Below are 25,559 nucleotides of genomic sequence, written 5' to 3' on the forward strand. Positions count from 1 at the left end.
TTCAACTAATAATCAGTGGAGATGAACAAAAATCCCCACTGATTAAAGTTTCACTTTATGCAGAAATAGTGAAGAAAATGTTGAAAAATTATATTTTTTGTTTCCTAATGGTGTAAAGATGTAGTTTTATAGGTAGTTTTGTTGAAAAAGTCGGTTTGATAAAAGTATTTATTTTTGTTAGAATTTTATTGAAATTAAGAAGGTGTGATGAGGCAAAGATTACTCATTTTTATGTATATGTGAAAAAACGAGCAAGACGGGGGTGAAAGTGTGGGATATCGATGTTATAGAATGGTATACCATTTAGAAAATGGAGAAACAATTAAAGATGTAAAAGAATTTTGCTATCGAGACCAAGGAAAAGTGTTAGAAAGAGTAGCAAATCGTGTAATGGATAATAGAGAAGTGACGGCGATTGATAAACAAGGAACAATCATTTCAATAGCATGTGAGGATATTGTAAAGGTGGAACTTGATTACATAACAGAAAGTTAACCTTGAGTCATATCCAATTATTCGATAAAATAAACTGTTGAATGGTGAAGTGAGAAGAGAGGAGTTTATCATGGGTAGTACAAGACACTTTTATATGTTTATCTTAGCGTTTGTTCTTGTTGTGGCATTAACGGTTTACTTAATCGTTGACAGCAGCTGGTACAACACGGTTCATCCGGCATTCCTTCTGTTTATGTATATAGGAATTGCAGTAGTAAGTTTCGGAATGAGAGACGAGATGTTAGATCGCTTTGAAAAGTGATACATATACGAAAGACCAACAGGGCAATGTTGGTCTTTTTTTCTTGCCAAAAATAGGATGGTGTGTATATACTGTATATATAAGGTATATACAGTATATACACACTGGAGGAAAACATGAATATTATTATTTCGAATTCTTCCCAAGACCCTATTTATGTACAAATAAGAAAACAATTAAGCCAGCTTATTTTAAATGGTGGTTTAAAGGGTGGAGACCAATTACCGTCTATTCGTAGCTTAGCGAAGGAATTACAAATTAGTGTAATTACAACGAAGCGTGCGTACGAGGAGCTTGAAAAAGAAGGATATATAGAAACTGTTGCTGGGAAGGGGACTTATGTTTCACGTAAAAATAATGAACTACTAAAAGAACAAAGGCTTCGTCTATTGGAAAGTAAAGCGGAAGAGGTTGTAAATGAAAGTAAAGCGTTGCAGCTTTCACTTGAAGATTTACAGCAGATGATTGCGTGTTTATATGAGGGGGAATAAAGGGTGTTAGAGCTAAAAAACGTTTGTAAAAGTTATGAAGATTTCGCAGTGGAAAATATAAGTTTTACACTGCCACGCGGATATATTATGGGGTTTGTCGGACCGAATGGGGCCGGAAAAAGTACGACGATCAAAATGATTATGAATTTAATTAGAAAAGATAGCGGCTATATAAAAATTTTTGGCAAAGACAATAAGAAAGCCGGAAAGGACATAAAACAAAATATCGGCTTTGTATATGATGAAAATCATTACTACGAAGATTTAACGTGTGAACAAATGAAACGTATTATTGCACCGTTATATAAAAAGTGGGACGAAAATCAATACCAATCGTATATGCACAGATTACAAGTTCCAAAGTATAAAAAAATTAAAGAGCTATCTAAAGGGATGAAAATGAAGTTTGCGATTGCAATCGCGCTTTCACATCATGCTGAATTCATTATTATGGATGAACCGACAGCAGGATTAGATCCAGTTGTCCGAAGTGAATTACTTGATATGTTGCAAGAAATTGTAATGGAAGATGAAGTATCTGTATTATTCTCAACACACATTACAACAGACTTAGAGCGCATTGCAGATTATATTACGTTCATCAATGATGGAGAGATTATATTTACTGGTGAAAAAGATGAATTAATGGAGAACTACGTAATCGTAAAGGGAAGCAATGATTTATTAGATCAAGAAGGAAAAGAACTATTTGTTGGATTACGAAAAAATAAATTTGGTTTTGAAGGTTTAGCGAAGGATAAACAAGCAATTATCGATTGGTTTGGAAATGAGGTTGTAATAGAAAAGCCTACATTAGACGATATCATCGTTTACACTGCGAAAGGGAGAGGTGCCTATGCGTCAGCTCGTATATAAAGATTTGTTCTTTTTTCGGGTTATGTGGTTAGTGAATTTTGTTATGCCCCTTTTGTTCTTTATGTTAGATGCAAGTGGTGAATTGTTATTTCCAATGAGTTGTCTATTTATAACCTTTTCATCGGTTATGACGTTAACCGTTATGGATGAAAGAAATAAAAGTGACATTGTTATAAATAGTTTACCGGTAAGTCGAAAGGAAATCATAATTGCTAGATATATTTCCTGTGCAATATTCATTGTAGGTGGCATGATCTCTACGATGTTAGTTGTTTTTCTTATAAGAGGTATTGTGATTATTAGTGATATCGGTGTATATCATACTAATCTATACATTGAAATTCCATGGTATGAAGTCATAAATGGAGCTGTTTATGCCACATTTTTTGTTGTCACGTTTTTTCCTAGTTATTATGGTACAAAATCGAAGGTAGTAAGAAGTATAGTATCAGCAGCATCAATAGGAGTGGGTGTAATTCTTTGGATATTTATTAGTGATGGACTGAATGAAACAACATCTTCATTCAGTGAGTGGATTATGAATCCAGTACATATTGGTGTATTTATAGTTGGAGGAATGATATTAGCTAGTGTCTATATCGCTTCTATGTTTCTTACAATTAAAATTTATGAAACGTGTGATTTATAGAGAGGAGAGTTCATATGCAACAGTTGATTTTGAAGGAGTTTTTCTTACAGAAGAAGATGTTTCCTTTCTATTTTTTAATACCCATTTTATCTATTTTTAAGAATTCCGTCGAACCAATGGGGATTGCAATAGGATTATTTATAACATGTAGTACGATTATATATATTTCTTTTTATTATGACGAGAAAAGTAAGGCAGAAAAAGTATTAGTGAGTTTGCCTATAACGAGAAAAGAGATAATTATAGCTAAATATATTTCAAGTACATTATTTATTATGGCTGGTTTGAGTGTAACTTTTATAGTCGTAATATTAGGAAATATTTTATTGAACAGAGATATAGTTATGCCTGGATATGCAATATTTTCAGCAATAGTAGCAACTTTGATTTATTGTGCAGTAACGATACCGACTAATTACATTGGGGGATATAAAGCTATTACTGTCTTGAATTTGATTATGCTTTTTCCTTTAATGGGTATGATTGGTCTTATGTGCAATATTTTTGGTGATAAAACAATTATGTTAAAAGTACTTCACTCTCAAGAGGCTACACAAGCAATGGGTGTTCTTGGTATCGGAGTGTTAGTAAGTATAGTCATATCAATGTTTCTCTCAATGAAAATGTTTCAGGAGGCAGAGTTATAGAAGGGACATTTTCATATTAGGAGGGGTAATACATGATCAAGCCACTAATTTTAAAAGATTTCATCATTCAATGGAAATTTTTAATTTGGTACATATTGTATCCTGTTTTCTTTTATATGGCCTTAACAGATACGGAAAATTTGTTCATCATTATGTCAGTAATTATTACAATTGGGGCAACAGTAAAAACATTTGAAGCAGATAGTAAAAATGAGAGTGAAGTTATAGTAAATAGTTTACCAATATTGAGAAAACAAATTGTGTATGCGAAATATATAGTAGCAATTATTATTCTTTTTATAAGTGTAACGGTCGGTTGTTTCACGATGGGAATGAAGAGCGGGGTTAACTTATTTGAATTTATTGAAACGACAATGGTTGCTAGTATTAGCTTTATTTTATTGTATTTAAGTTTTGTTTTACCAATATCCTTTTGGCTAGGGTATAAGAAAACCATTTTCATTACGATAGTAATATTCATGGCACCGATAGTTGTTTTAGAAGCTTTGTTTCAAATTAACTTAGAACAAATTCAACTATACAACAGCTTGTTATTCATTAGTTCAATGTGTATGTTCATAGCATCTATCTTTGTTTCAGTAAAAATATATGAAAAAAGAGAATTTTAAAAGGTGCCCTATAAAAGGCACCTTCTTCAATAACGACAATACGAGAGCAGTAGTTTATAAAAAGAAACGCTATTTGGCACATCTTTCGGAGTATGTAATATAAAGCTGAAAACGATAACGAGAATAAGAAAGAGGAAAAATAAAAATAGGATTTGCTTATGTATAGAATTTTGCATATTATTCACTCCTTTTTTAGGTAGTATGTCCAAAAGAAAGGAGTGTATGAAAAATTTTAGGAGGGGAGAATGATGGACAAAAGAAAATGGTTATATAGAATAGGGGTACTTTTCGTTTCAATCGGTCTCATATTAGCAAATTTTTATTCAGACATACCATCACCGTTTCCTAATTTGCATAAAGCAATTGGTATAAGTATTGTTATAATTGGTCTGTTTTGTCTTATCACATCTAACTTCTACAGAAAGTCTGAATGAATATAAAAAAGGACAGTTATTCTTTTTCAGAAGTACTGTCCTTTTTTAATAACTTATTCCATAGTTTGGCGATACTCCATATAATGACGATTGCAATGGAGGCGATAATGGACCAAACAATCGATATAATTTCAAGTGTCATGTTAGGAAGGAATGTGAGAATGGATAATACTTTATGAAACAATGATTCTATTATATGAAAACTTATTTGTAATAGAATGACGATACCAAGTGTGATCCATGCTAATATTTTCTTTCCTTTTTCTTTCCACATGACATTCACCTCACGTTAGCTTAATAGTTTTAAGCCAACAGCGCCGCATAGAATGCAGCTTAAGAAAGCAAGACGACGCCAATCCGCTGATTCTCGGAAAATGAGAATGCCTAGAAGTGCACTTCCGGCAGTTCCGATTCCAGTCCAAATCGCGTAAGCAGTTCCCATCGGTAATGTGTTCATCGCAAGGGATAAGAAGAAGAAGCTTACGCCGAAGTTAGCGATTAAGATAACTTTTGGTGCCCAGCCTTTCTTTTCAGTGGCTACTTTCATAAAGAGTACACCAATAATTTCACAAATACCAGCTAGAATTAAAAATACCCAAGCCATTTTATGCGGCCTCCTTCGCTTCTTTTTCTTCTGTTACTCGTTTTAAACCAATTACTCCGAAGAAGATTAAACCGATTAATAAAACTTTTACGATAGAGAAAGGTTCTCCGAAAACGAAAATCTCAGTAAGAACGATTCCACCAGCTCCAATACCTGTAAAGACTGCGTATACAGTGCCGACAGGTAAATCTTTATAAGCTCTAAATAATAAGACGAAACTAATTGTAATTAATAGAGCAACACCAGCCCATTGAAGTGGTGCTTCCGCGTGTTTTAATCCAATCACCCAAAAGATTTCAATAATACCAGCTAAGATTACATAAATCCATGCCATTTGTCATTTCTCCTTCCTACCAGTCGTTAGGTAAAGGGCTTAAAAACGACGCATTGCAAAGGAGCAATCCGTCAGTTTGAAAGGCCTCGCCAAAATACTTGCCAAGAGGCGTTTAAACGAGTCTCAAAGCGATTTAAACCTGCGAATAGTAGTTCAACCATAAGTCCGTCCAGTAAGCATAGAAAAGCTTCTAGAGCGTCTTTCACTTCAATGTTATGCAGTTCACTTTGCTCGTTTGCCTGTTTAAATATAGGGAATAAAAGTTTTCCGACGTTTTCAATGTGCGCATTCGCTTTTTCGATAATTTGTTCGCGAAATGCATCAGGCGGAAAATAAGAAGTTCGTAACCAAAACATTGATTCTTCACTTTCACCAAATCGTTTTGCGTAGCCCTTTAGTAATTGTAAGAGCAATTCTTCAGTAGACGAATTTGAAAATTTTTCGATATCGTCAGTGAAGCTTTGTAAATCTTTTTGAAGAGCGGATTCTAAGCATATAAAATATAGCTCTTCTTTTCCTTTAAAGTGTGCGTAAATCGATGGCTTTTTAATCCCAACTTCTTGAGCAATATTTGCTAATGAAGTTCCTTCGTAGCCGTAGCGTGCGAAATGAGAAAGTGCTACAGCTTTAATGCGGTTTGCTGTCATTTTCATCCCCTACCTAACGTTCGTTAGGTTCATTATATGAGATGGAAAATATAAAGTCAATAGGTGAAAAGCTGAAAAAGAGCGTTATAGGTAACGCTCTTTTTAGACAGTCTCTCGCTCAATTAAATGGAATGAAAGCTCTTTTGCACTGCCGACAATTTGCTCGCTTTGGATCTGCTTATGGAATAAAGAAAAAGCATGTGAGCCCATTGCGAGACCGGGATGTTCAATTGTGGAAATTTCTAATGCCTTTGAAATTTCATGATTATCAAATCCAAGGATAGCAAGGTCTTCAGGTACTCGAATGCCATGTTTTCGAGCCTCTGTTAATAAACCAGCTGCAACTTGATCGTTCGCTGTAAAAATAGCAGTTGGACGATTTTTCATGTTTACAATACGATGGAGTACTTGTGCACCATCCTGCATTGTATAGCATTGGTGGAAAATCCATTCAGGATGCAACGTTTTCCCTTCGTTACGAAGTGTATCGGCGAATGCTTTTTCGCGCTCCATGGAATTTACACTTGTTTTTCTTGCTAAACAAATTCCGATTTTTTCATGGCCTCTACTTAGTAAATAGGCAGTACCGAGACGGAAACCTTCATAATGATCTACGTAGATGGATGAAATGAGGGGATGCTTCATTTTTTCACATGAAATAATAGGGGCAAATTTTGCAAAAGGTTCGATTTGTTCCCAAGAGCTCGTTCGGGAGCAAATAATCATCCCATCAAATTGTTTCATTTTCATCATTTCAAGAACACGAATTTCTTCAATGCTATCGTAATTCGTTTGACATAAATTAATATGATACCCAGCTAATAACGCTTCGTTTCCGATTCCTTCAATAATCGTACTGAAGTAGGGGAGGTTAATGAAAGGAAGCATAACGCCAATTGTATATGTTTTCCCTTTTATTAAATGGACAGCATTTATATTTTTTGCGTAGTTTAATTCTTCAACAGCATCTAGAACACGCTTACGCTTTTCTTCTTTTACGTAAGGGTGATTATTCAGGACACGAGAAACAGTTGATATCGATACACCAGCAGTTTTAGCAATTTGTTTTATATTGGCCATATGTATCACCTCTTTCCCTTATTATAAAGGGAAAATAATAAGAAAGAAAAAATCTTGACCTGAAAAGCTTTTCACAAACTATGGTATTAATAAGACTTCTTTTTATTCGCGTAACCTTTTCACTTGGGCGTAAGAATAATAGGGGTCTTTTTTGTTTGCAAAAAGTGTTGTCAAAATGTGTGAGAATAACGTGGAAAGAGAAAGGCATTGAATATCGCCTGCTATATCGGAATGTAGAAGAGAACGATGAAAAGGTAATCAAGCAGAGTTTATTATACATTGTGAATAAGATGAAATGAAAAAACTAGCTGATTTATTCAGCTAGTTTTTTGTATGTTATTATTTCTTTTTAATTTTGCCTGTCCAAGATTTAAATCCACCTTGTAATTGGTAGAAATCTTTGTAGCCTTGTTTTTTTAAGTATTGCGCTGCACGACCTGTACGGAATCCGCTTTGGCAATATAAGTAAACAGGTTGATCTTGACGAAGTTCTTTATGGCGAAGGCGAATTTGTGATAACGGAATGTTACGTGCACCTAAAATATGCCCTGCGTTATATTCGTCTGCTTCACGAATATCGATAAGCTGTGCTTTACGGTAGCCAGCGCGAAATTCTTCTTCTGTAAGAGTTTTAATTAATTTTTTCTGATAGAAGTACATCCATACAGTGTAGCCGATAAATGCTACGATTACGGCTAATAAAATAATCCAAGTTGTTGACACGATTCTATCGCTCCCTTTTTTCTTATCCTACTTTCAATATTATAATGCCCATATGTATTTATGCAACAGATTCATTTGCATATAAGAAGAAATTTCGTATTCTTTCACAAATTTTGTCGAATTTGGTAGACTAGAGAATGTGAAAAATAATTGGTTATATGAGGTGCAGGATGGGAAAAGAAAAATGGTGTTATATTAACTCTGGTCAATGTTCACCGGCATTTAATATGGCGTTAGATGAATGTTTGTTAAATTGGCAAAGTGACAAGAAAATGCCACCAACAATTCGTTTTTATGAATGGGAAGTACCAACATTAACAGTTGGATATTTTCAACGTGTTGAAAAAGATATTAATATGGATGTAGTTAACGAAAAGAAATATGGATTCGTTCGTCGTCAAACAGGCGGCAGGGGGGTACTACATGACAAAGAGTTAACGTATAGTGTTATTGTGTCTGAAGATCATCCGAACATGCCGAAAACAGTTACAGAAGCGTATCGTGTTATTTCGCAAGGTTTATTAGATGGTTTTAAGGCATTAGGGTTAGAAGCCTATTATGCAGTTCCAAAAACAGAAGCAGATCGTGAAAATTTAAAAAATCCACGTTCAGGCGTATGTTTTGATGCACCATCTTGGTATGAAATTGTAGTGGAAGGACGAAAAATTGCTGGTAGTGCTCAAACACGTCAAAAAGGTGTTATTTTACAGCATGGATCGATTCCATTAGAAATTGATTTAGATGAACTATATGATCTATTTTTATTCCCAAATGAACGTGTGAAGGAACGTATGAAGAGTATGTTCTCTTCTAAAGCAGTAGCAATTAATGAATTAACAGACCGTACATTTACGATAGAACAGTTAATTAAAGCGTTTGAAGTTGGCTTTGAAGAAGGATTAGATATAGAACTTGTTCCATATGAATTAACAGAAGAACAGTTACATGAAGTTCAAACGTTAGCGAAAGAAAAGTATGAAAGTAATGAGTGGAACTATAAAAAATAAGAGATGGCAATTGCCATCTCTTATTTTTTATAGTAAATTAAGTACTTTTTCTACTTTGATTCCTTTATCTTGTAAAGAACGAAGGCGACTTACAACGTCCATAATTTCTTTGTCAAATGTAACGCTAATACCTTGGTTTTGTAGTTCTTCTTTTAAGCTTTCAATAGAATCATCTATGTCGATGCCAAGCTCGTAATCTTGACAAACTTCAATTGTCTTTTTCACGAGTTTAACATAATTTTCTTGTAGTTTTGAATTTGTTTCAGTCAAAGCAGGCTGCTTCGGTTTTGCAGGAGCAACCGGTGCTGTCTCTTGCTTTGTAACTGGAGTAGGGACTGCTTTTTTCACAGGCGCTGGAGTTGCTAGTTCTACAGCTGCTTCTACGCTTACTGGCTTCGGTGTCGGTACCGGAGTAGGCTTAGGTGCCATAGCAGGTGTTTCCACCCGCGTAACAGGCTTAGGAGCAGGTGTAATTGCTTTTGGAGCTTCTACAACTACTTCTTTTTTCGGTGCTGCTTCTACCCGTGTTTCTTCTTGCTCGGCAGCTTCTTTATTTTCTTTACTCCACATAACGCGTTCAATTTCTAGAGAAACATTGTTTTTGTTCATCGCTGTTAATGTAACTTTACCAACTTCAGCGTTTCCAGTGAAATCAACAATTTTATAAATAACACTCTTGTTCCAATCCACGTTTCCGCTCAAAAATAATTCTTCGTTACATTTCGGCGTTAAGCCCTCGATTTTAATTTCTGCGTTTACACCGTTTTCACTATATACCATAATTAGCGAAGCATTTACATCTTCGTCTGCTAACATTAGTTCACGTACCATTTTGCCGGTGCGTACTTGCGTTTTCTTCTTAACTGACATCTAATTTCTCCTCTCAAAAATTCAGTAATAATAAAAAAATCGTATAACGAAAAATAATTGCTCACGAAGATTTATGATACCGATAATAAAAGCATCACGTCAACAATTAACTTTAATTATTTTGCATTTTTCTTATTTTCTTTATGAAATTTTTCAATTTGTAAAATTAGACAGAAGAAAAAACAGCCTTTTGAAGGGCTGTTAAAAATTTGATTTTTTATATAGTAATTTATATAAAATAAAAAATAAGATAGCAATTAAAGCATTTTGCCAAAAGTTTAGATGATAAATGAGATAAGGTTGCTTTTGGAAATAAATATTTAAGAATACAGCGGAACAAAATGGAGTAGCAAATGCGAATCCAAATAGAATTCTTCTTTTCCAATTCATTTTCTGATTAAATGAGTAACGCTTTAATAAATATAAAATAAATAGTATACCTAGTATAATTATTGAAACAGACAAAGTAGTTCCAAGGATGCTAAAAGGCGGACTTGATAATGTATTGTTTTTTTCAAAGAGAAACATAAAAAATGAAATAATTGCATTTATGCCAAACTGTATAGCAAGAAGTAAGCTAACAACAAAACCGATTAAAGAAGTTTTTTCTAATTTTGTTTGGGCTGGTAAAGCTGATATAAGTTCATCGCAATAAGATTGTAAATCACTACCGAAAATGTCATAAGCGCTTTTATTTTCTGTTTGTGCTTCGATGAGGTGATCTAATATTTCTAGTAACAGTTCCTCCATTTGTTGCTCAGGTACGTTTGATATTCGAAGATATACTAACATATCGCCATAAGCAGCTTCGTTTTCGGAAGTTAGAAACTCACGTTTTTTATTATTCAATTCAATCATGTCTTGTGCATTCATCCCCATCACTCCCCCTGTAATAAGTTATTTACCGTAGTAGAAACCATTCCCCAACTTTGTTTAAATTCTTCAAGTTGTTCTAACCCTTTATCGGTTACGTGATAATATTTTCGCTTTGGACCGAGTGAGGAAGCTTTTAATGTTCCTTCGATCAATTTTTCTTTTTGCATACGTAATAATAAAGGGTAGATGCTTCCTTCGCTTACGAATGTAAAGCCATGTTTATTTAATTTTGTGCTCAGTTCATATCCGTACACTTCTTCTTGTGAAATGATGTATAGGATGCAACCTTCTAGTACACCTTTTAACATTTGGCTGTGCATGATTTCACCACCTTTTACTCAGGTAACTTGCGTTGCAAGGTAGCTGTTATCCAAATTATAACATCCAGTAACTTGCAATGCGAGTTACTGAAGTGGAAAACTTTAATGTGTTTTAATTTTTCCGCGTTCCTCATACTAACAAGAGGAGGGAAGCGTATGAAACCATTTATGCCAAAACTCGTTTACTTTGAACCGAAGGCACTTGAATATCCACTTGGAAAAGAGCTTTATGAGAAGTTTACGAAGATGGGATTAGAAATTCGTGAAACGACATCACATAATCAAATTAGAAATTTGCCAGGAGAAAATGATTTGCAAAAGTATCGTAATGCAAAGGCTACACTTGTTGTTGGAGTAAGGAAGACGCTAAAGTTTGATACGTCAAAACCGTCAGCTGAATATGCAATTCCGCTCGCAACAGGGTGTATGGGACATTGTCATTATTGCTATTTGCAAACGACACTTGGGAGTAAGCCTTACGTTCGTGTGTATGTCAATCTTGATGAAATATTTGAGAAGGCAAAGCAATATATGGATGAAAGGGCACCTGAAATAACAAGATTTGAAGCAGCGTGTACATCAGACATTGTTGGGATTGACCATTTAACACATGCATTAAAGCGGGCGATTGAATTCATTGGAGAAAGTGAACATGGGCGCTTACGTTTCGTAACGAAATATTCGCACGTTGATCATTTATTAGATGCAAAACATAATGGGAAAACTCGTTTCAGGTTTAGTATAAATTCACGATATGTAATTAAAAATTTTGAACCAGGGACATCGCCGTTTGAGGAGCGAATAGAGGCGGCGCGTAAAGTAGCAGGTGCAGGTTATCCACTTGGTTTTATAGTCGCGCCACTTTATATGCATGAAGGATGGGAAGAAGGATATCGTGAACTATTTGAGCGACTGTACAATGCGCTGAAAGATATGACGATACCAAATTTAACGTTTGAATTAATTCAGCATCGTTTTACGAAACCAGCGAAAAAGGTTATTCAAGAGCGTTATCCAAATACGAAGCTTGAAATGGATGAAGAGAAGCGAAAGTATAAATGGGGACGATATGGCATCGGAAAATATGTATATAAAAAGGATGATGCAACAGTATTGGAAGAAACGATAAGAGGTTATATAAATGAGTTTTTCCCTAATGCCGAAATACAATATTTTACTTAAGGGGAGTCTGTATGCAAATACAGATTCTTTTTTGTTTTATATATTTAGGCTCGTTTCCACCTTGTCACGTTATTCTTTCTGGTGTATCATTTTATTGATTGCTTCGTACGGAATAAGCAAAATGAACTTGGATGGAGGAAACCGATGCCTACCCCTAGTATGGAAGATTATATTGAACAAATTTATTTGTTGATTGATGAAAAGGGTTATGCCCGCGTATCTGATATTGCTGAAGCGCTTAGTGTACATCCATCCTCTGTAACAAAAATGGTGCAAAAATTAGACAAAGATGAATATCTAATTTATGAAAAATATAGAGGGCTTGTATTAACAACAAAAGGTAAAAAAATCGGAGAACGTCTCGTATATCGTCATGATTTGCTAGAGCAATTTATGCGTATTATCGGTGTGGATGAAGGTAAAATTTACAATGATGTAGAAGGAATTGAACATCATTTAAGTTGGGAAGCGATTGATCGCATTGGTGATTTAGTGCAATACTTTGAACAAGATGCAGTCCGAGTGGAAACACTTCGCGGTGTTCAAAGAGCAAATGAAGAGAAAAGTAATTAAGGGGAACGTATGGCGTTTCCTTTTTTATTTCAATTCGAAAAGGATGGGAGAATTATGAAAGCAATTATTTTTGATTTTGATGGATTAATTGTGGACACAGAAACGATATGGTTTCACTCTTTCAGAGATGCTGTTCGTGAATACGGCGGGGAACTACCTTTAGAGGAATTTGCGAAATGCATTGGAACAACAGATGAGGTACTTTATGCATATTTAAATGATCAATTAAAAGAGAATTTTAACAAAAGTGCATTAAAAGAAAAAGTGGCAACTTTACATAAAGAGAAAATGAAAATACCAAAAGCTCGTGATGGGGTAAAAGAATATTTAGAAGAAGCGAAAGAAATGGCATTAAAAATCGCACTAGCTTCTAGTTCGTCTAGAGAATGGGTTATTCATTTTTTAGAAGAACTACAAATTCGAGAATATTTTGAAGTAATTAAAACGAGAGAAGATGTTAAGAAGGTAAAACCAGATCCAGCTCTTTATCGAGTTGCAATAGAAGAATTAGGAATTAAGCCGTCTGAAGCTGTTGTATTTGAAGATTCATTAAATGGATTGAGAGCAGCAGTTGCAGCGGGATTAACGTGCATTGTGGTACCTAATGATGTGACGCGGAATTTACCATTTGAAAATCATCATCTTCGAATTGAAAGTATGAAAGAGAAAAGTTTAAAAGAAGTGCTTCAAAGTATAAAAAAAGACCGTACTTCCTAAAAGGAAGCACGGTCTTTCTTTTTGCTTTTTTTGCCTTCAATGACAGTTAAATGAGACTGTTTTCTTTTTCGTTTCAAAGTGGAAGAATTCCCTTTTTTAATTTTGTCATTAGAAGTATTTGACTTAAAGAAAGAATTGCCTAGGGGTGCTACATTTTGTTTCCCATGTTTGCGGTTCGATTGTTTTGCCGCACGCTTATATGAGCTTTGCGAATTTGCAGAACCACTGGAATTTGTAAACATCTTGTATAGCAAGTAAAAGATACCGACAACAAGTAACATGTACCCGATATTTCTTAATACACCCATGGGATTTGTAATAACAGATGAAACAAGGCCGAATATTGCCAATCCGATAATAAGCACAAATATAGCGAAAGTAAACGAACGACCGTTCATAAGGGACACCTCCTAAAAACGTATATTAAAATTAGTATATTAACGATGAGGAAAGGAGTTGAACACCATTTTTAAATAATTATTGTTTGTTCTCTAAACGTAATAATTCTTCAAACGATGCAATTGCTACTTCCACTTGGTCATCTGTTGGTTCTTTCGTTGTTAATAGTTGTAGCCATAACCCAGGATATCCAAGTACGCGTAATACGGGAATATCTCTTAATCGATTTGTAAATTGCAATACTTCAAAAGAAATACCAAGTACAACTGGAATTAATAAAATTCGGTTTATAACTCGTGCCCAAAGAGGGTCTGTAGGGACTAGGAAATAAACGAACATTCCAATAATGACTGTAAATATAATAAAGCTACTGCCGCATCTATAATGGAGACGAGTTTGCTTTTGAACGTTTTCTACAGTCAGAGGAAGGTTATTCTCGTAAGCATTGATTACCTTATGCTCTGCACCGTGATACTGAAATACCCGCTTAATAAGTGGGGTTAAAGAAATAAAGTATATATAGCTCAATAATAGCATGAGCTTAATGACACTTTCGACAATGATTTGCCCAGTATGAGATGGGAAAATCGGTCTCGTTAATTCAGCTAATAGTGCAGGAACTGCTGTGAAAATGACTTTACCGAATATAAAAGATAAAACGCCAACAGCTGCAACTCCTAATACCATCGTTAATTTTGATTGTTCTTCTTTTTTATTTGCAATTTGTTCATCATCTTCTGGGTGGACGTCAAATCGTTCTGAAGCGAAGTTTAAATGCTTTGCTCCATTCGCACTTGCATCCACAATAGCGGCAATCCCTCGTAAAAATGGAATTTTTTTTAGGGTAGATAGTACTTTATTACGAACGCGTGGTAATCGATAAAATTCAATCGATTTATCTTTACGACGAACCGCTGTAACAGTATATTCTCTACCGCCAAACATAACTCCTTCTATGACCGCTTGCCCGCCATATATTTGTTTTGACTCTTCTGCCATGTTAACACCAACCTGTATTTGTTTCTCTCTTATGTAGAAAAAGAGGCAATTGTCATACTGGGTTCTGTCGTTTTGAAATAAGACAATCACCGAGTTTCCTTTATTTTATCGGCAAATACAAGTAGATGACAAGTGAAAATGTTATGAGAGTCGGACATTTCTTATTCTTTTTATAGACAAATTTCGCAGTATTTAAACATGCTTCAAAATAGTTTCGGGCATACTATTGAGCGGAGGTGTTGATGTGAGTCAAGAACAATTAGGAACAAGGAATTTTGTGCAGATTGGTTTGTTTGGTGGAATCTTTTGGGGCGGAATATGGTATTTCCTTCATATATTTTCATTCACGGAGGCGGGACCAAATTATTTCCTTTTACCATTTGCGTTTGGAAGTTGGAAAGAGGGTGTATGGGGCAATGTGTCCGGAATAGTGTGTATGGGACTTCTTTCAATTTTGATTGCCTTTTTGTATAAAGCATTTTTTGCGAAGTTTGAAGGGATTATAGCGGGAATTATTTATGGGCTATTTTGGTGGGCACTACTGTTTTTGGGGATGGGTTTAATGGCTCCTGCTATTAAAAGTGCACTCCATTTACCGAAAGAAACAATTGTGACGACCATATGCATTTTTATATTGTATGGTGTGTTTATAGCCTACTCTGTTTCTTACGCAGTAAATACCAATAAGGCCGAGCGAGAAGGGGAAGAGAAGACAAACTATTCAAATAAGTAACTCCTATGTTAAAATGTTGTATAGACATTTAATAATAAGGAGTTTTAAGCATATGAAAAAGGTACTCCTCGTAAACGGTCCTAACCTAAATCGCCTTGGTGTTCGTGAGGTAAATGTATATGGAAAGGGCACGCTAGCGACACTTGAAGCAGATATGAAGCAAGAAGCAGAAACAATGGGAGTGGAGTTAGAATGTTTCCAATCGAATCATGAAGGTGCGATTATCGATCGTATTCATGAGGCGGAAGATATATATGAAGGGATCATTTTAAATCCTGGAGCATTTACACATTATAGCTATGCGATTCGAGATGCAATTGCGAGCATTTCGATTCCTGTTATTGAAGTACATATTTCTAACATTCACCAGCGTGAGTCGTTCCGTCATGAATCTGTGACGGCAGCTGTTTGTGCGGGACAAATTGTTGGATTTGGTTTTTATGGCTATAAGTTAGCGTTATTTGCATTAATGGAGAAATTGAGGGAGGCATAAAGTAATGGAGAAAATCGAAAGATTACGAAGTGCATTTGATGAGGCTGGTATTGACGGTATTTTGTTAACAAATGAACATAGTCGTAGATATATGGCTAACTTCACAGGAACAGCTGGTGTTGTTCTTATTTCAAAAGATCGTGCTCAATTTATTACAGATTTCCGTTATGTCGAGCAGGCAAGTAAACAAGCGGTTGGATATGAGATTGTGCAGCACGCAGGATTGATCATTGATGAAGTGGCAAAGCAAGTGAAAGAGCTTGGAATTCAAAAGCTTGGTTTTGAGCAAGATACTCTTACATATAGTTCTTATTCAGTGCATAAGGAAGCGATTGATGCTGAATTTATCCCGACTTCTGGCCTTGTAGAAAAGTTACGCTTGATAAAGACTGATTCAGAGATTAAGATATTAAAGGAAGCTGCACAGATTGCAGATGCTGCCTTTGAGCATATTCTATCATTCATTCGCCCGGGAGTATCTGAAATTGAAGTGTCAAATGAACTTGAATTTTTCATGAGAAAACAAGGAGCAACATCTTCTTCGTTTGATATTATCGTTGCTTCAGGTCTTCGTTCGGCATTACCGCACGGCGTGGCATCTGAAAAAGTGATAGAAACAGGAGATTTCGTTACATTAGACTTCGGCGCTTATTATAAAGGATATTGTTCTGATATTACTCGTACGATTGCAGTTGGTGAACCATCTGATAAATTGAAAGAAATTTATAATATCGTTTTAGAAGCACAACTACGTGGTGTGAACGGTATTAAAGCTGGTTTAACAGGCCGTGAAGCGGATGCGTTAACGCGCGATTACATAACGGAAAAAGGATACGGTGAATACTTCGGACACTCTACTGGCCATGGAATCGGTCTTGAAATCCATGAAGCACCAGGTTTAGCGTTCCGTTCTGATACAGTTCTTGAACCAGGTATGGCTGTAACAGTAGAACCAGGTATTTATATTCCAGGTATTGGCGGCGTACGTATTGAAGATGATATCATTGTAACAAGTGAAGGTAATGAAGTAATTACGAAATCACCAAAAGAACTTATTATTTTGTAACATACAGGAGGATTTTTTTACATGATTTCAGTAAACGATTTTCGTACAGGTTTAACAATTGCAGTGGATAATGGCCTTTGGCAAGTACTTGATTTCCAACACGTAAAGCCAGGTAAAGGTGCTGCATTCGTTCGTTCTAAACTACGTAACCTTCGCACAGGTTCTGTTCAAGAGAAAACATTCCGTGCAGGCGAGAAAGTAGAAAAAGCACACATCGAAAACCGTCGTATGCAATACTTATACGCAAGCGGTGAGGCTCACGTATTTATGGATAACGGAACTTATGAGCAAATCGAACTTGGTGAAAACCAAATCGAGCGCGAGCTTAAATTCCTAAAAGAAAACATGGAAGTAGCAATCATGACTTACCAAGGCGAAGTACTTGGTGTTGAACTTCCAAACACAGTTGAATTACAAGTTACAGAAACAGAGCCTGGTATTAAAGGTGATACTGCTTCTAACGTAACAAAACCAGCTACATTAGAAACTGGTCTTGTTGTACAAGTACCAATCTTCATTAACGAAGGCGAAATGCTTATCATCAACACTGGTGAAGGTAAATACGTTTCTCGTGCATAGTAGAAAAGCACTCGTGATAATTCACGAGTGCTTTTTTATAGGAAATAGGGTAGATAGTAAATAGCTGTTATTATAAAACTGACTAAAACAAGTGAAAGAGTACCCATAATAGATGGAGTCAAAACAATTTGAAATGGTTTTATTTCGCCAGTCTCAACGCCAGTTAATGTTTTACTTATTGCGTGATCTGTAATGTTATTTCTATGGTTACTTATAATAATTAACCACATAATTGCAAATATTGCTAAACTACCAAGGAAAAAGGTCTCTATAAATGACCAACCGACCAATAATGAAAAAAGATAAATAAGAGCTAATTCTACTACAACGGTTAAACTAACTTTCAATGCCTTCATATTTTTCCTCCTCATTCTGTAATTTCAACCAGTTTAAAAAATTTTCACGTGACACGACATGCAGAGAGCAAGGTGACTTTACTTCTTTCTCTAGTGCAGCGTGTTCATCTGGAAACTTGTTTTCCACATGCAATGAAATATAAGGTAGTTTTTCTTGTGCTTTTAATGAGCGGATATTATTCGTTTTAGCACCAGCAAATACGTAGGAAAGTTGTAAGTCTAAAAAGGCGATTTTAAAGATTTCTTTTTTAGCAGCCTCGTTATAGCCTTTTCCCCAGTACGGATAGCCAAGCCAACTACCAATGTGAGATTGCTTCTTCTCATTATTAATATGTTTAAGTGTGGTGAGGCCAATTATTTCATCCTCTTCATTCACAATCATTCTCGATAAGGATTTCTTTTGACGTTCTTCTTCTATTGCAAAAAGAAGAAATGCTTTCGTATCTTCGATGTTTTCTACCGTTATCCCCAATGCATTTTTTATATGTAGATCATTTGATAGCTCGAAAATCACATTTGTATAGCATAAATCTAGTGGTAATAAAGTGACGTGCTGCATGGTTTATACCCCTTTTAAACTAAATATACCATAAAATAATATGAATATTCAGATTATAATTCAGACTTTAGAGAAAAATTATGTTTTTACTTCTGAAATAGACAACCTCTGCATATGGTTGTACAAATATATTCTTTTTTAGAATACGAAGTTAGTAACTGTTACGGGAGAAGGTGGAAGAATGAAACAGTGGCTAGCGGCAATGGAAACATCTGTGCTTGTTATGGGAGCACTTCGATTATTTTCAGGTAGTGCGGAGATATTTGCTGCTTTGCTTATGCTTTATGTGAATGATGCGAAGAAAGCGTTGTTTATAAATGGTATGTTGGCGTTTGTTGGACCTACCGTATTAATTTTAACAATGACAATTGGGATAGCGAGTGTAGCAAGTGAAATTTCTTTCTTGAAGCTCTTTTTTCTAGCGCTTGGAATTTGCTGTATTTTTATCGCATTACTGAAATAGTAAGTCGAGTATAGTGGGGAGAAGCCGATGAAAGAGGTATTAGAAGTTTTACCAAAAACGATGAAGTACTTAATTGAAGAATGTAAGCAATACGATGCTTTAGAGGAAATTCGTGTTCGAATTGGAAGGCCGCTAGAGTGTATTGCACACGGAAAGGTGTTTTTTTATGACTATATTACTACTGCAGAGGATGCTATTTACTTATTGAATAAGTTAAGTCAATTCTCAATTTATACGATGGAAGAGGAATTAAAACGTGGGTATGTGACGCTTCGCGGGGGGCATAGAATCGGGTTAGCAGGAAAAGTCATTACAGAAAAAAGCGCAGTGAAAATGATTCGTGATGTCTCTTCCTTTAATATTCGTATTGCTCGTCAAAAAATAGGGATTGCTGAACCGCTTTTGCCATATTTGTATGAAAAAAGGTGGTTAAACACGATGGTAATTGGCCCTCCCCAAACAGGAAAAACGACACTTTTAAGAGATGTAGCACGTTGCATGAGTCAAGGGGTAAGTGCTTCGGAAATTCCTTCCTGTAAAGTGGGGATTGTTGATGAACGGTCAGAAATTGCTGGCTGTGTGAAAGGGATCCCGCAATACGATTTTGGTACCCGAGTCGATGTGTTAGACGCATGTCCAAAGGCAGAAGGAATGATGATGATGATTCGTTCTATGAGTCCTGATATTTTGATCGTAGATGAAATTGGCCGTAAAGAAGATAGTGAAGCAATTATGGAGGCAGTGCATGCAGGTGTTCAGCTTTTTATAAGTGCACACGGATTTTCCTATGAGGATGTTGTGAGACGTCCATCGCTCAAGGCAGTGCTAGAGCTTGGTATATTTGATAGGTTTGTGGAGTTGTCAAAAGCGAGGGGTCCAGGAACGGTTATGCAGGTGAAAGATAAATATGGAAAACCAGTGTTATCAAATAGAAAGGCTGAGGGCGTATGGTGAAAATATTTGGTGCAGTGTTAATCGTTGCGGTCAGCACCTTTTTCGGGTTTTCGTACGCTAAAAGATACAGTGAGAGGCCTAGGCAACTTAGGTTATTAAAATCAGCACTTCAATCATTAGAGGCAGAAATTATGTATGGACACACACCTTTATCTGAGGCTGCCGAGCGATTAGTTAAACAAATGCCAAAGCCATTAAATTGGATATTTCAAAGTTTCGCTAAAAAACTAGAAAGTGGAGAACAAACAGTAAGGGAAGCTTGGATAGATAGTTTGAAAGAGAATTGGAAGTTGACGGCTTTTCAACAAACCGAGTATGAAATACTGCAGCAATTTGGTGAAACTCTCGGGCAACATGATCGTGAATCACAACAAAAACATATTCGCTTATGTATTACACATTTGGAGAGAGAAGAAGAGGAAGCAAAAGCTTTACAACTGCAATACGAAAAAATGATCAAGAGCTTAGGGGTACTAGCAGGGCTACTAATTGTAATTTTACTGCTATAGGGGGGAGAAAGGCGATGTCCATTGATGTTGGATTAATATTTCAAATCGCCGGAATCGGCATTGTTTTAGCTTTCATTCATACTGTACTAAAAGAATTGAAGCGTGAGGATATTGCAAATTGGGTTATCCTTGTCGGTTTTGTCGTCATTTTATTTCATGTTGCATTTTTAATTAATACGCTATTCGACAAGATTAAAAGTGTCTTTCTCTTCCAGTAAAGGAGGCGGTTCGAATCGAAATTATACAAATTGTCGGATTAGGCCTCGTTGCTACGTTTTTAGCTGCTGTTTTGAACCAGCATAAATCTAGTATTACATCTTTATTTATTGTGTTCGTAGGCAGTGTGATGTTTCTTATTTTAATCGATCAAATTCATTCTATTTTACAAATGATTGAGAGAGTAGCGAGTGAAGCGAAAGTTAGTAATGTCTACGTGGAAACGTTACTAAAGATTATTGGAATTGCTTATATTGCTGAGTTTGGAGCTCAAATCACAAAAGATGCTGGTCAAGGTGCCATCGCTTCGAAAATTGAACTTGCTGGGAAAATCTTAATTCTCGTTATGGCAATTCCTATTTTGACGGTTGTAATTGAAACTATTCTCGGATTTTTACCGACGGGATAAGGGGGAGTGAATGTTGAGGAGGTTTGGAGCTAAGCTGCTATTTGCTTGCTTCCTTTTCTTTTCTTTACCGGTTGTTGTACAAGCTTCTCCTGTAGAAACAAACGTCGTTGATCAACAATTGGATAAGCTCGGAATTGAAGATGTGAAGCAATTTTGGGACGGGCTTGTTACAAAATATGGAGGCTATTTGCCAGAGAGTCAAAAAGGGAGTTTTATGGAGTTTGTAAAGGGAGAAAAAGAATTCTCTCTAAAAGAGTGGATGATAGGGTTATTAAAATATTTATTTCATGAGCTTGCAGCTAATGGAAAACTGCTTGGCACACTCATTATGCTCACAATCTTTAGTGCATTGTTGCAATCACTACAATCTGCTTTTTCAAAAAGTAGTGTAAGTAAAATTGCTGATGCTGTTGTATATATGGTACTTATTATTTTTGCTTTGAATAGTTTTTATGTCGTTATGACATATGCAAGAGAAACGATACAAACAATGGTAGATTTCATATTAGCGCTATTGCCAATTTTATTGGCGCTTATAGCGACTGGTGGCGGGGTTGTATCTGTATCTTTCTTTCATCCGATTATCATTTTCTTAATGAATACAAGCGGGCTTCTTATGAATTATATCGTTCTACCGCTTTTATTACTGGCAACGATATTAAGTATTGTAAGTACAATGAGTGATCAATATAAAGTTACGAAATTGTCCAAGCTTCTGCAAAACGTTAGCGTTGGGATTATCGGTATCTTCTTAACGATTTTTTTAGGAGTATTATCTGTACAAGGAACAGCGACAGCCGTTGCTGATGGAATAGCTGTGAAAACTGCTAAATTTGTAACAGGAAACTTCATTCCAGTAGTTGGAAGGATGTTTACCGAAGCGGCAGATACTGTTATTAGCGCATCAGGATTATTGAAAAACACAGTCGGAATTATTGGGCTCGTCATTTTATGCTTAATTGTTGCTTTTCCTGCGATTCAAATTTTCTGTATTGCATTTATTTATAAATTTGCAGCAGCAGTATTGCAACCGGTTGGCGGCGGAGCAATTATTCAATGTTTAGACATTATTGGACGAAGCATCATTTACGTATTTGCTTGCTTAGCTATCGTATCATTTATGTTCTTTTTAAGTATTACAATTATTATTGCTGCGGGGAATATTACACTTATGATGCGATAGGAGGTGAAGAGTATGCAATTTGTTACAGAGTGGATCAGAAATATTATCGTTTTTTTGCTCTTAGCAACAATGCTTCATCTTATTCTTCCAAATTCGAATTTGCAAAAATACGTTAAATTCGTTGTAAGTCTTTTGTTAGTCGTATTAATTTTAACGCCTCTTTTTAAACTATTGCAGACAGATATAAATGAAGTAATTGCAAATTTTAATGAAGAAAAGTACGTAGCAGAAGGATCTGTAAAAAATTCAATAGATTCGAAGAAAAAAGAAATACAAGCTCTAACACGTGCATATAGTTTAGAAGAGATGGCTACCAAAATGAAAAAAGAAGTAGGAAAAGAGTTTGAGAAAAAGTATGGTATGACTGTCTCCGAAATACAAATAGTCGCAGCAGAAAATACAGAAGAAGTAAAGTCAGCGAAAGATATTCAATCTGTTGTTGTGACGTTGAAAGAAAAAGAACGTAGTAAAAATGATGCAATTGAAACAGTAAAGCCAATTGAAATTAACACGAAAGAGCCTCCAAAAAAAGTGGAAGAAACGAATGGAGAAATGAAAGATTTCTTTTCAAGCAGGTGGCAACTAGAGAGTAAACAAATCCAAGTTCAAATGGAAGGGAGGACAGGTAGAGTAAATGGACAATAAAGATAAAAATTCGAAGTTCTCATTTTTTCGAAACTTATTGAATGGGGATCAAAAAGAAAGCAACGAGAAGGGTAAAAAGGTAACACCTAAGTTTTTACTTGTCCTACTCATACTTGGAATTTTGCTTATGTTTTCTAGTAGTCTCTTTTCAAGTAAAAAAGAAGAAGTACCTGTATTTAAAGAACAAAAAACTCAAAACCAAGAAAAAGACGTACCAACTTTCGGACAAAAAAGTAATGATAGTATGTCAAATGTAGAAAAATATGAAAAAGCGTATGAACAAGAATTAAAAACTGCTTTAGAAGAAATAGCAGGAGTAAAAGACGTAACGATTAAAGTGAATTTAGATTCATCTGAAGAAAAAATTTTAGAAAAAAATACAGTGAAACGCTCACAAACAACAGGTGAAACAGATAAAACAGGCGGTAAGAGAGAAGTAGAGGACGAGTCTCTTGATGAAAAGACTGTCATTATACGTGAAGGGGATAAAGAAACTCCTGTTGTTTTACGAACAGAGAAGCCGAAAGTACGTGGTGTTCTTGTCGTAGCAAAGGGAGTGGATAATATACAAGTTAAAGCAATGGTAAAAGAAGCTGTGATAAGGCTGCTAGATGTACCGGCCCATCGCGTTTCAGTTTCACCGAAAAATTGATAGGGAGGAAATAAAGTGTTAAAAAAACAAACAGTTTGGCTATTAACGATGTTAAGTTTAGTTGTTGTACTATCTGTGTATTACGTGACAACTCCTGACAAAATGAATACAGCATCGCCAGCAACAGGTGAAAAGATTGGACAAGAAAAACAAGGTACTGATAAAGCGGTAACAAACGAAGCGCCTAAAGAAACTCCGAAAAAAGAAAATACAAGCAAGGAAACAACAAATAAAGAAACAGACAAAAAAGAAAATGCAAAAAAAGAAACAAGTAAAAAAGAGGGTAATGTATCAGTTCAATCAAGTGATGAGAATTTCACAGCTTTACGTATGCAAATGGAAGATCAGCGTAGTGAAGAGAAAGCAAAATTACAAGAAGTGATGAATTCTTCGAAATCTTCAGCGACAGAAAAGAGTAAAGCGAAAGATAACTTTGATGCAATCACTACAATGGAAACGAAGCAAGAATTACTTGAGACAGTAATTAAATCTCAAGGAGGATATCCAGATGCTCTTGTAAGAGCTGATGGTACTGATATTAGAGTAACGGTTAAAGCGGCAAAACATTCACAGAAAGAAGCAAATAAAATTATTCAACTTGTAAGAAGTGAAGGTGGATCAAAAGATGTAGGTGTGAAATTTGATCCACCAGCGAAATAAGTGAAACTTTAATCCGTAGGGATTTCCCTGCGGATTATTATCTTTTACTAAGCAAAAGGTATGCAAATAGTAAAATAGAGTATGTAAGTAAGCGTGTGAATAGAAAAAAGCTATCATTTTCGATAGCTTTTTTCTATTTCGTCTTTGTATTTATTTTTATTATGTTCAACTCGGAATGGAGAAACACGTTGTGAGTAAAAGATTAATGGTTCATGGTACTGATGATTACTTTTTCCGGATTTGACGTGGATGAAAAGAACGCATGCCCAAACGATTACGGCAGGTAAAAAGAGAATGAGCCATATCATATTTCCACACCTCGACACAATATATTTTCTACACCTTGAACATACTATTCTTATATGAAGGAATGATGAACGGCGTGTAAACAAAAAAATAATATTTGGTAAAAATATATTATTGACTATAGATGTGGTGAAGAGTGGAGAGGGAATGGCATGTTTGCTGTGTAACGTTTTGAAAAAGTAGTGAATGTTTTTTAAGAAGTGGTCTTGCCAATTTCATGTGAAACTTGGTATTATTACTAGGTATTAATTTTTTGTTGGAATAATATTTTTACAGGAGTTTCGATTTATTATAAAGAAATATAAATTGGAATGTTTAAAAAATTTATCGTAAGATGGAAATAGTAAATATTTCTATTAGTTAATGAAATATATTTTCTAATAGAATACATCGTATTTTTACAGTCAATCTAGTTTTCGTGACGAGAATCTGTAAAAACGGGACAAACAAGAGTATGGGAGTGGATTTTACATGTTTAAAATTCAAGAAGTTCGCGAATTAATTAAATTAATTGATAGCTCTAATATTGATGAATTTGAATACAAAAAAGACGGTACAACAATCAAAATGAAAAAGCGTGGTAATGAAGTTGTTGCTGTGCAAGCACCTGCAGCAAAACAAGCTATGCAACCAGTAGCGCCTGTTGAAGTTGAAACGAAAGTAGCAGCAGCGCAAGCAGAAGCACCAAAACAAGAAGAGAAGAAGGCTGTTCAAAATGAAAACCTACATAAAATCACATCACCGATGGTAGGTACATTCTATTCTTCTTCTTCGCCTGATACACCTCCATATGTAAGTGTTGGGGATAGAGTATCGAAAGATTCTATCGTATGTATTGTCGAGGCTATGAAGTTATTTAACGAAATTGATGCTGATGTAGAGGGCGAAATTGTTGAAATTCTTGTTAATAACGGACAGCTTGTTGAGTATGGACAACCGCTATTTCTTGTAAAAGCGTAATA

40 protein-coding genes and 1 pseudogene are annotated in these 25,559 nt (G+C 35.4%); 27 read left to right on the forward strand and 14 right to left on the reverse strand.

Annotation, left to right across the window (positions count from 1 at the left end):
• Positions 1-291: 291 nt before the first annotated feature.
• The 8 genes from AC0OM3_RS02445 (at position 292) to AC0OM3_RS02480 (ending at position 4,483) form a co-directional block, all read left to right on the forward strand.
• Positions 292-495, forward strand: a complete 204-nt coding sequence (locus tag AC0OM3_RS02445) for a DUF3929 family protein (RefSeq protein ID WP_000262496.1) — start codon at positions 292-294, stop codon at positions 493-495.
• Positions 496-565: 70 nt separating this feature from the next.
• On the forward strand, positions 566-757 hold the full coding sequence (locus AC0OM3_RS02450) for a hypothetical protein (RefSeq protein WP_000535936.1): 192 nt from the start codon (positions 566-568) through the stop codon (positions 755-757).
• Positions 758-873: 116 nt separating this feature from the next.
• Positions 874-1,248 carry a GntR family transcriptional regulator gene (locus tag AC0OM3_RS02455; protein ID WP_001021358.1) on the forward strand — a complete coding sequence of 125 codons (375 nt, stop codon included), beginning with the start codon at positions 874-876 and terminating at the stop codon, positions 1,246-1,248.
• A gap of 3 nt (positions 1,249-1,251) precedes the next feature.
• Positions 1,252-2,124, forward strand: coding sequence for an ABC transporter ATP-binding protein (locus AC0OM3_RS02460; protein WP_000891284.1), 873 nt, complete (start codon positions 1,252-1,254; stop codon positions 2,122-2,124).
• The gene (locus AC0OM3_RS02465) at positions 2,105-2,773 is read left to right on the forward strand and encodes an ABC-2 transporter permease (protein ID WP_001249561.1); all 669 of its coding nucleotides are present in this window, start codon (positions 2,105-2,107) and stop codon (positions 2,771-2,773) included. Before AC0OM3_RS02460 ends, AC0OM3_RS02465 begins: the two co-directional genes overlap by 20 nt.
• A 14-nt stretch (positions 2,774-2,787) precedes the next feature.
• Positions 2,788-3,420, forward strand: a complete 633-nt coding sequence (locus AC0OM3_RS02470) for an ABC-2 transporter permease (protein ID WP_001186559.1) — start codon at positions 2,788-2,790, stop codon at positions 3,418-3,420.
• A 35-nt stretch (positions 3,421-3,455) separates the two neighbouring features.
• Positions 3,456-4,049: an ABC-2 transporter permease gene (locus AC0OM3_RS02475; RefSeq protein ID WP_074593489.1), complete on the forward strand. Its 594-nt coding sequence runs from the start codon at positions 3,456-3,458 to the stop codon at positions 4,047-4,049.
• A 245-nt stretch (positions 4,050-4,294) separates the two neighbouring features.
• The gene (locus tag AC0OM3_RS02480) at positions 4,295-4,483 is read left to right on the forward strand and encodes a hypothetical protein (protein ID WP_002181117.1); all 189 of its coding nucleotides are present in this window, start codon (positions 4,295-4,297) and stop codon (positions 4,481-4,483) included.
• Between the two features lie 16 nt (positions 4,484-4,499).
• Here AC0OM3_RS02480 and AC0OM3_RS02485 read toward each other — a convergent pair whose 3' ends face one another.
• The 5 genes from AC0OM3_RS02485 to AC0OM3_RS02505 all read right to left on the reverse strand — a co-directional run bounded on the left by AC0OM3_RS02485 (position 4,500) and on the right by AC0OM3_RS02505 (position 7,148).
• Entirely contained in the window at positions 4,500-4,757 is a 258-nt protein-coding gene (locus AC0OM3_RS02485) for a DUF3975 family protein (protein WP_000265370.1), read from the reverse strand.
• A 15-nt stretch (positions 4,758-4,772) separates the two neighbouring features.
• Positions 4,773-5,087, reverse strand: coding sequence for a DMT family transporter (locus tag AC0OM3_RS02490; RefSeq protein ID WP_000312623.1), 315 nt, complete (start codon positions 5,085-5,087; stop codon positions 4,773-4,775).
• Between the two features lies 1 nt (position 5,088).
• The gene (locus tag AC0OM3_RS02495) at positions 5,089-5,421 is read right to left on the reverse strand and encodes a DMT family transporter (RefSeq protein ID WP_000312354.1); all 333 of its coding nucleotides are present in this window, start codon (positions 5,419-5,421) and stop codon (positions 5,089-5,091) included.
• Positions 5,422-5,492: 71 nt separating this feature from the next.
• Positions 5,493-6,074, reverse strand: a complete 582-nt coding sequence (locus AC0OM3_RS02500) for a TetR/AcrR family transcriptional regulator (RefSeq protein WP_002181118.1) — start codon at positions 6,072-6,074, stop codon at positions 5,493-5,495.
• Positions 6,075-6,170: 96 nt separating this feature from the next.
• Positions 6,171-7,148, reverse strand: a complete 978-nt coding sequence (locus AC0OM3_RS02505) for a LacI family DNA-binding transcriptional regulator (RefSeq protein ID WP_001273977.1) — start codon at positions 7,146-7,148, stop codon at positions 6,171-6,173.
• A 185-nt stretch (positions 7,149-7,333) separates the two neighbouring features.
• On the opposite strand from AC0OM3_RS02505, the pseudogene AC0OM3_RS02510 reads away from it, so the two are divergent.
• Positions 7,334-7,447: pseudogene (locus tag AC0OM3_RS02510) on the forward strand (DNA polymerase III subunit delta); the annotation flags it as partial.
• Positions 7,448-7,487: 40 nt separating this feature from the next.
• Here AC0OM3_RS02510 and AC0OM3_RS02515 read toward each other — a convergent pair.
• Positions 7,488-7,871 (reverse strand): rhodanese-like domain-containing protein, encoded by a 384-nt coding sequence (locus AC0OM3_RS02515; protein WP_000108653.1) that lies wholly within the window; start codon positions 7,869-7,871, stop codon positions 7,488-7,490.
• A gap of 170 nt (positions 7,872-8,041) precedes the next feature.
• On the opposite strand from AC0OM3_RS02515, the gene AC0OM3_RS02520 reads away from it, so the two are divergent.
• The gene (locus tag AC0OM3_RS02520) at positions 8,042-8,878 is read left to right on the forward strand and encodes a lipoate--protein ligase family protein (RefSeq protein WP_000514065.1); all 837 of its coding nucleotides are present in this window, start codon (positions 8,042-8,044) and stop codon (positions 8,876-8,878) included.
• Between the two features lie 27 nt (positions 8,879-8,905).
• Here the strand turns inward: AC0OM3_RS02520 and AC0OM3_RS02525 are convergent, their stop codons facing one another.
• The 3 genes from AC0OM3_RS02525 to AC0OM3_RS02535 form a co-directional block, all read right to left on the reverse strand.
• A complete protein-coding gene (locus tag AC0OM3_RS02525) occupies positions 8,906-9,748 on the reverse strand; it encodes a hypothetical protein (RefSeq protein WP_000111903.1) in 843 nt (280 codons plus the stop codon).
• Between the two features lie 201 nt (positions 9,749-9,949).
• The gene (locus tag AC0OM3_RS02530) at positions 9,950-10,621 is read right to left on the reverse strand and encodes a DUF1129 family protein (protein ID WP_000993575.1); all 672 of its coding nucleotides are present in this window, start codon (positions 10,619-10,621) and stop codon (positions 9,950-9,952) included.
• A gap of 5 nt (positions 10,622-10,626) precedes the next feature.
• Positions 10,627-10,944 carry a PadR family transcriptional regulator gene (locus AC0OM3_RS02535; protein WP_000556083.1) on the reverse strand — a complete coding sequence of 106 codons (318 nt, stop codon included), beginning with the start codon at positions 10,942-10,944 and terminating at the stop codon, positions 10,627-10,629.
• Positions 10,945-11,100: 156 nt separating this feature from the next.
• Here AC0OM3_RS02535 and splB point away from each other — a divergent pair, with 156 nt between their 5' ends.
• From splB to AC0OM3_RS02550, 3 genes are all read left to right on the forward strand, one after another.
• On the forward strand, positions 11,101-12,126 hold the full coding sequence (gene splB, locus AC0OM3_RS02540; RefSeq protein WP_000802101.1) for a spore photoproduct lyase: 1,026 nt from the start codon (positions 11,101-11,103) through the stop codon (positions 12,124-12,126).
• Positions 12,127-12,270: 144 nt separating this feature from the next.
• Positions 12,271-12,699 carry a transcriptional regulator MntR gene (mntR, locus tag AC0OM3_RS02545; protein WP_001143082.1) on the forward strand — a complete coding sequence of 143 codons (429 nt, stop codon included), beginning with the start codon at positions 12,271-12,273 and terminating at the stop codon, positions 12,697-12,699.
• 54 nt (positions 12,700-12,753) lie between these two features.
• The gene (locus AC0OM3_RS02550) at positions 12,754-13,416 is read left to right on the forward strand and encodes an HAD family hydrolase (RefSeq protein WP_474211044.1); all 663 of its coding nucleotides are present in this window, start codon (positions 12,754-12,756) and stop codon (positions 13,414-13,416) included.
• Here AC0OM3_RS02550 and AC0OM3_RS02555 read toward each other — a convergent pair.
• Together AC0OM3_RS02555 and AC0OM3_RS02560 are read right to left on the reverse strand one after the other, a co-directional pair.
• The gene (locus tag AC0OM3_RS02555) at positions 13,413-13,814 is read right to left on the reverse strand and encodes an SA1362 family protein (protein WP_001014460.1); all 402 of its coding nucleotides are present in this window, start codon (positions 13,812-13,814) and stop codon (positions 13,413-13,415) included. The genes AC0OM3_RS02550 and AC0OM3_RS02555 overlap by 4 nt on opposite strands.
• A gap of 79 nt (positions 13,815-13,893) precedes the next feature.
• Positions 13,894-14,814: a DUF1385 domain-containing protein gene (locus AC0OM3_RS02560; protein ID WP_000807121.1), complete on the reverse strand. Its 921-nt coding sequence runs from the start codon at positions 14,812-14,814 to the stop codon at positions 13,894-13,896.
• A 244-nt stretch (positions 14,815-15,058) separates the two neighbouring features.
• On the opposite strand from AC0OM3_RS02560, the gene AC0OM3_RS02565 reads away from it, so the two are divergent.
• Genes AC0OM3_RS02565 through efp form a run of 4 tightly spaced genes read left to right on the forward strand, consistent with a single transcriptional unit; the run spans position 15,059 to position 17,685 of the window.
• Positions 15,059-15,547: a YqhR family membrane protein gene (locus AC0OM3_RS02565; protein WP_000076884.1), complete on the forward strand. Its 489-nt coding sequence runs from the start codon at positions 15,059-15,061 to the stop codon at positions 15,545-15,547.
• Positions 15,548-15,599: 52 nt separating this feature from the next.
• Entirely contained in the window at positions 15,600-16,040 is a 441-nt protein-coding gene (gene aroQ, locus AC0OM3_RS02570; protein WP_000757087.1) for a type II 3-dehydroquinate dehydratase, read from the forward strand.
• Positions 16,041-16,044: 4 nt separating this feature from the next.
• On the forward strand, positions 16,045-17,106 hold the full coding sequence (pepQ, locus tag AC0OM3_RS02575; RefSeq protein ID WP_000411038.1) for a Xaa-Pro dipeptidase: 1,062 nt from the start codon (positions 16,045-16,047) through the stop codon (positions 17,104-17,106).
• 21 nt (positions 17,107-17,127) lie between these two features.
• Complete coding sequence (gene efp / locus AC0OM3_RS02580) at positions 17,128-17,685, forward strand: elongation factor P (RefSeq protein ID WP_000626510.1); 558 nt, start codon at positions 17,128-17,130, stop codon at positions 17,683-17,685.
• Between the two features lie 35 nt (positions 17,686-17,720).
• On the opposite strand, the gene AC0OM3_RS02585 is transcribed toward efp, so the two are convergent.
• Both AC0OM3_RS02585 and AC0OM3_RS02590 read right to left on the reverse strand, forming a co-directional pair.
• Positions 17,721-18,041, reverse strand: coding sequence for a hypothetical protein (locus AC0OM3_RS02585; RefSeq protein ID WP_474211045.1), 321 nt, complete (start codon positions 18,039-18,041; stop codon positions 17,721-17,723).
• Positions 18,022-18,600, reverse strand: a complete 579-nt coding sequence (locus AC0OM3_RS02590) for a GNAT family N-acetyltransferase (protein WP_001164982.1) — start codon at positions 18,598-18,600, stop codon at positions 18,022-18,024. Before AC0OM3_RS02590 ends, AC0OM3_RS02585 begins: the two co-directional genes overlap by 20 nt.
• A 181-nt stretch (positions 18,601-18,781) precedes the next feature.
• Between AC0OM3_RS02590 and AC0OM3_RS02595 the strand changes: the two genes are divergently transcribed.
• Genes AC0OM3_RS02595 through AC0OM3_RS02635 form a run of 9 tightly spaced genes read left to right on the forward strand, consistent with a single transcriptional unit; the run spans position 18,782 to position 24,291 of the window.
• On the forward strand, positions 18,782-19,063 hold the full coding sequence (locus AC0OM3_RS02595; RefSeq protein ID WP_000816050.1) for a YqhV family protein: 282 nt from the start codon (positions 18,782-18,784) through the stop codon (positions 19,061-19,063).
• 27 nt (positions 19,064-19,090) lie between these two features.
• Positions 19,091-20,017 (forward strand): stage III sporulation protein AA, encoded by a 927-nt coding sequence (gene spoIIIAA, locus AC0OM3_RS02600; RefSeq protein WP_000665905.1) that lies wholly within the window; start codon positions 19,091-19,093, stop codon positions 20,015-20,017.
• On the forward strand, positions 20,011-20,526 hold the full coding sequence (gene spoIIIAB, locus AC0OM3_RS02605; protein ID WP_000238702.1) for a stage III sporulation protein SpoIIIAB: 516 nt from the start codon (positions 20,011-20,013) through the stop codon (positions 20,524-20,526). Before spoIIIAA ends, spoIIIAB begins: the two co-directional genes overlap by 7 nt.
• A gap of 14 nt (positions 20,527-20,540) precedes the next feature.
• A complete protein-coding gene (spoIIIAC, locus tag AC0OM3_RS02610; RefSeq protein WP_000020914.1) occupies positions 20,541-20,744 on the forward strand; it encodes a stage III sporulation protein AC in 204 nt (67 codons plus the stop codon).
• A 23-nt stretch (positions 20,745-20,767) separates the two neighbouring features.
• Positions 20,768-21,151 (forward strand): stage III sporulation protein AD, encoded by a 384-nt coding sequence (gene spoIIIAD, locus AC0OM3_RS02615; RefSeq protein WP_077393170.1) that lies wholly within the window; start codon positions 20,768-20,770, stop codon positions 21,149-21,151.
• 10 nt (positions 21,152-21,161) lie between these two features.
• On the forward strand, positions 21,162-22,334 hold the full coding sequence (gene spoIIIAE, locus AC0OM3_RS02620; RefSeq protein WP_000946110.1) for a stage III sporulation protein AE: 1,173 nt from the start codon (positions 21,162-21,164) through the stop codon (positions 22,332-22,334).
• Between the two features lie 12 nt (positions 22,335-22,346).
• Positions 22,347-22,979 (forward strand): stage III sporulation protein AF, encoded by a 633-nt coding sequence (gene spoIIIAF, locus AC0OM3_RS02625; protein ID WP_001161027.1) that lies wholly within the window; start codon positions 22,347-22,349, stop codon positions 22,977-22,979.
• A complete protein-coding gene (gene spoIIIAG, locus AC0OM3_RS02630; RefSeq protein WP_000368890.1) occupies positions 22,969-23,631 on the forward strand; it encodes a stage III sporulation protein AG in 663 nt (220 codons plus the stop codon). The genes spoIIIAF and spoIIIAG overlap by 11 nt, the downstream gene beginning before the upstream one ends.
• Before the next feature lie 15 nt (positions 23,632-23,646).
• Positions 23,647-24,291 (forward strand): SpoIIIAH-like family protein, encoded by a 645-nt coding sequence (locus AC0OM3_RS02635; protein ID WP_000914709.1) that lies wholly within the window; start codon positions 23,647-23,649, stop codon positions 24,289-24,291.
• Between the two features lie 113 nt (positions 24,292-24,404).
• On the opposite strand, the gene AC0OM3_RS02640 is transcribed toward AC0OM3_RS02635, so the two are convergent.
• Entirely contained in the window at positions 24,405-24,599 is a 195-nt protein-coding gene (locus AC0OM3_RS02640) for a hypothetical protein (protein WP_000638001.1), read from the reverse strand.
• A gap of 469 nt (positions 24,600-25,068) precedes the next feature.
• On the opposite strand from AC0OM3_RS02640, the gene accB reads away from it, so the two are divergent.
• Positions 25,069-25,557 (forward strand): acetyl-CoA carboxylase biotin carboxyl carrier protein, encoded by a 489-nt coding sequence (gene accB / locus AC0OM3_RS02645; RefSeq protein WP_000472859.1) that lies wholly within the window; start codon positions 25,069-25,071, stop codon positions 25,555-25,557.
• Positions 25,558-25,559 lie beyond the last annotated feature (2 nt).

The sequence above is a fragment of the Bacillus sp. FAU20 genome (assembly GCF_056033865.1).

What these genes read in the sequence shown, in the direction of transcription:
- AC0OM3_RS02530 (WP_000993575.1), bottom strand. Translation starts at nt 10,621, where the DNA reads ATGAATGCACAAGACATGATTGAATTGAATAATAAAAAACGTGAGTTT.
- AC0OM3_RS02525 (WP_000111903.1), bottom strand. Translation starts at nt 9,748, where the DNA reads ATGTCAGTTAAGAAGAAAACGCAAGTACGCACCGGCAAAATGGTACGT.
- aroQ (WP_000757087.1), top strand. Translation starts at nt 15,600, where the DNA reads ATGAAAAAGGTACTCCTCGTAAACGGTCCTAACCTAAATCGCCTTGGT.
- AC0OM3_RS02555 (WP_001014460.1), bottom strand. Translation starts at nt 13,814, where the DNA reads ATGAACGGTCGTTCGTTTACTTTCGCTATATTTGTGCTTATTATCGGA.
- spoIIIAC (WP_000020914.1), top strand. Translation starts at nt 20,541, where the DNA reads ATGTCCATTGATGTTGGATTAATATTTCAAATCGCCGGAATCGGCATT.
- AC0OM3_RS02495 (WP_000312354.1), bottom strand. Translation starts at nt 5,421, where the DNA reads ATGGCATGGATTTATGTAATCTTAGCTGGTATTATTGAAATCTTTTGG.
- AC0OM3_RS02485 (WP_000265370.1), bottom strand. Translation starts at nt 4,757, where the DNA reads ATGTGGAAAGAAAAAGGAAAGAAAATATTAGCATGGATCACACTTGGT.
- AC0OM3_RS02490 (WP_000312623.1), bottom strand. Translation starts at nt 5,087, where the DNA reads ATGGCTTGGGTATTTTTAATTCTAGCTGGTATTTGTGAAATTATTGGT.
- AC0OM3_RS02500 (WP_002181118.1), bottom strand. Translation starts at nt 6,074, where the DNA reads ATGAAAATGACAGCAAACCGCATTAAAGCTGTAGCACTTTCTCATTTC.
- AC0OM3_RS02445 (WP_000262496.1), top strand. Translation starts at nt 292, where the DNA reads ATGGTATACCATTTAGAAAATGGAGAAACAATTAAAGATGTAAAAGAA.
- AC0OM3_RS02470 (WP_001186559.1), top strand. Translation starts at nt 2,788, where the DNA reads ATGCAACAGTTGATTTTGAAGGAGTTTTTCTTACAGAAGAAGATGTTT.
- spoIIIAG (WP_000368890.1), top strand. Translation starts at nt 22,969, where the DNA reads ATGGACAATAAAGATAAAAATTCGAAGTTCTCATTTTTTCGAAACTTA.
- efp (WP_000626510.1), top strand. Translation starts at nt 17,128, where the DNA reads ATGATTTCAGTAAACGATTTTCGTACAGGTTTAACAATTGCAGTGGAT.
- mntR (WP_001143082.1), top strand. Translation starts at nt 12,271, where the DNA reads ATGCCTACCCCTAGTATGGAAGATTATATTGAACAAATTTATTTGTTG.
- AC0OM3_RS02505 (WP_001273977.1), bottom strand. Translation starts at nt 7,148, where the DNA reads ATGGCCAATATAAAACAAATTGCTAAAACTGCTGGTGTATCGATATCA.
- AC0OM3_RS02585 (WP_474211045.1), bottom strand. Translation starts at nt 18,041, where the DNA reads ATGAAGGCATTGAAAGTTAGTTTAACCGTTGTAGTAGAATTAGCTCTT.
- AC0OM3_RS02455 (WP_001021358.1), top strand. Translation starts at nt 874, where the DNA reads ATGAATATTATTATTTCGAATTCTTCCCAAGACCCTATTTATGTACAA.
- accB (WP_000472859.1), top strand. Translation starts at nt 25,069, where the DNA reads ATGTTTAAAATTCAAGAAGTTCGCGAATTAATTAAATTAATTGATAGC.
- pepQ (WP_000411038.1), top strand. Translation starts at nt 16,045, where the DNA reads ATGGAGAAAATCGAAAGATTACGAAGTGCATTTGATGAGGCTGGTATT.
- AC0OM3_RS02535 (WP_000556083.1), bottom strand. Translation starts at nt 10,944, where the DNA reads ATGCACAGCCAAATGTTAAAAGGTGTACTAGAAGGTTGCATCCTATAC.
- AC0OM3_RS02590 (WP_001164982.1), bottom strand. Translation starts at nt 18,600, where the DNA reads ATGCAGCACGTCACTTTATTACCACTAGATTTATGCTATACAAATGTG.
- AC0OM3_RS02550 (WP_474211044.1), top strand. Translation starts at nt 12,754, where the DNA reads ATGAAAGCAATTATTTTTGATTTTGATGGATTAATTGTGGACACAGAA.
- AC0OM3_RS02480 (WP_002181117.1), top strand. Translation starts at nt 4,295, where the DNA reads ATGATGGACAAAAGAAAATGGTTATATAGAATAGGGGTACTTTTCGTT.
- spoIIIAF (WP_001161027.1), top strand. Translation starts at nt 22,347, where the DNA reads ATGCAATTTGTTACAGAGTGGATCAGAAATATTATCGTTTTTTTGCTC.
- spoIIIAE (WP_000946110.1), top strand. Translation starts at nt 21,162, where the DNA reads ATGTTGAGGAGGTTTGGAGCTAAGCTGCTATTTGCTTGCTTCCTTTTC.
- AC0OM3_RS02595 (WP_000816050.1), top strand. Translation starts at nt 18,782, where the DNA reads ATGAAACAGTGGCTAGCGGCAATGGAAACATCTGTGCTTGTTATGGGA.
- splB (WP_000802101.1), top strand. Translation starts at nt 11,101, where the DNA reads ATGAAACCATTTATGCCAAAACTCGTTTACTTTGAACCGAAGGCACTT.
- AC0OM3_RS02450 (WP_000535936.1), top strand. Translation starts at nt 566, where the DNA reads ATGGGTAGTACAAGACACTTTTATATGTTTATCTTAGCGTTTGTTCTT.
- AC0OM3_RS02560 (WP_000807121.1), bottom strand. Translation starts at nt 14,814, where the DNA reads ATGGCAGAAGAGTCAAAACAAATATATGGCGGGCAAGCGGTCATAGAA.
- spoIIIAA (WP_000665905.1), top strand. Translation starts at nt 19,091, where the DNA reads ATGAAAGAGGTATTAGAAGTTTTACCAAAAACGATGAAGTACTTAATT.
- AC0OM3_RS02465 (WP_001249561.1), top strand. Translation starts at nt 2,105, where the DNA reads ATGCGTCAGCTCGTATATAAAGATTTGTTCTTTTTTCGGGTTATGTGG.
- AC0OM3_RS02640 (WP_000638001.1), bottom strand. Translation starts at nt 24,599, where the DNA reads ATGATATGGCTCATTCTCTTTTTACCTGCCGTAATCGTTTGGGCATGC.
- AC0OM3_RS02520 (WP_000514065.1), top strand. Translation starts at nt 8,042, where the DNA reads ATGGGAAAAGAAAAATGGTGTTATATTAACTCTGGTCAATGTTCACCG.
- spoIIIAB (WP_000238702.1), top strand. Translation starts at nt 20,011, where the DNA reads ATGGTGAAAATATTTGGTGCAGTGTTAATCGTTGCGGTCAGCACCTTT.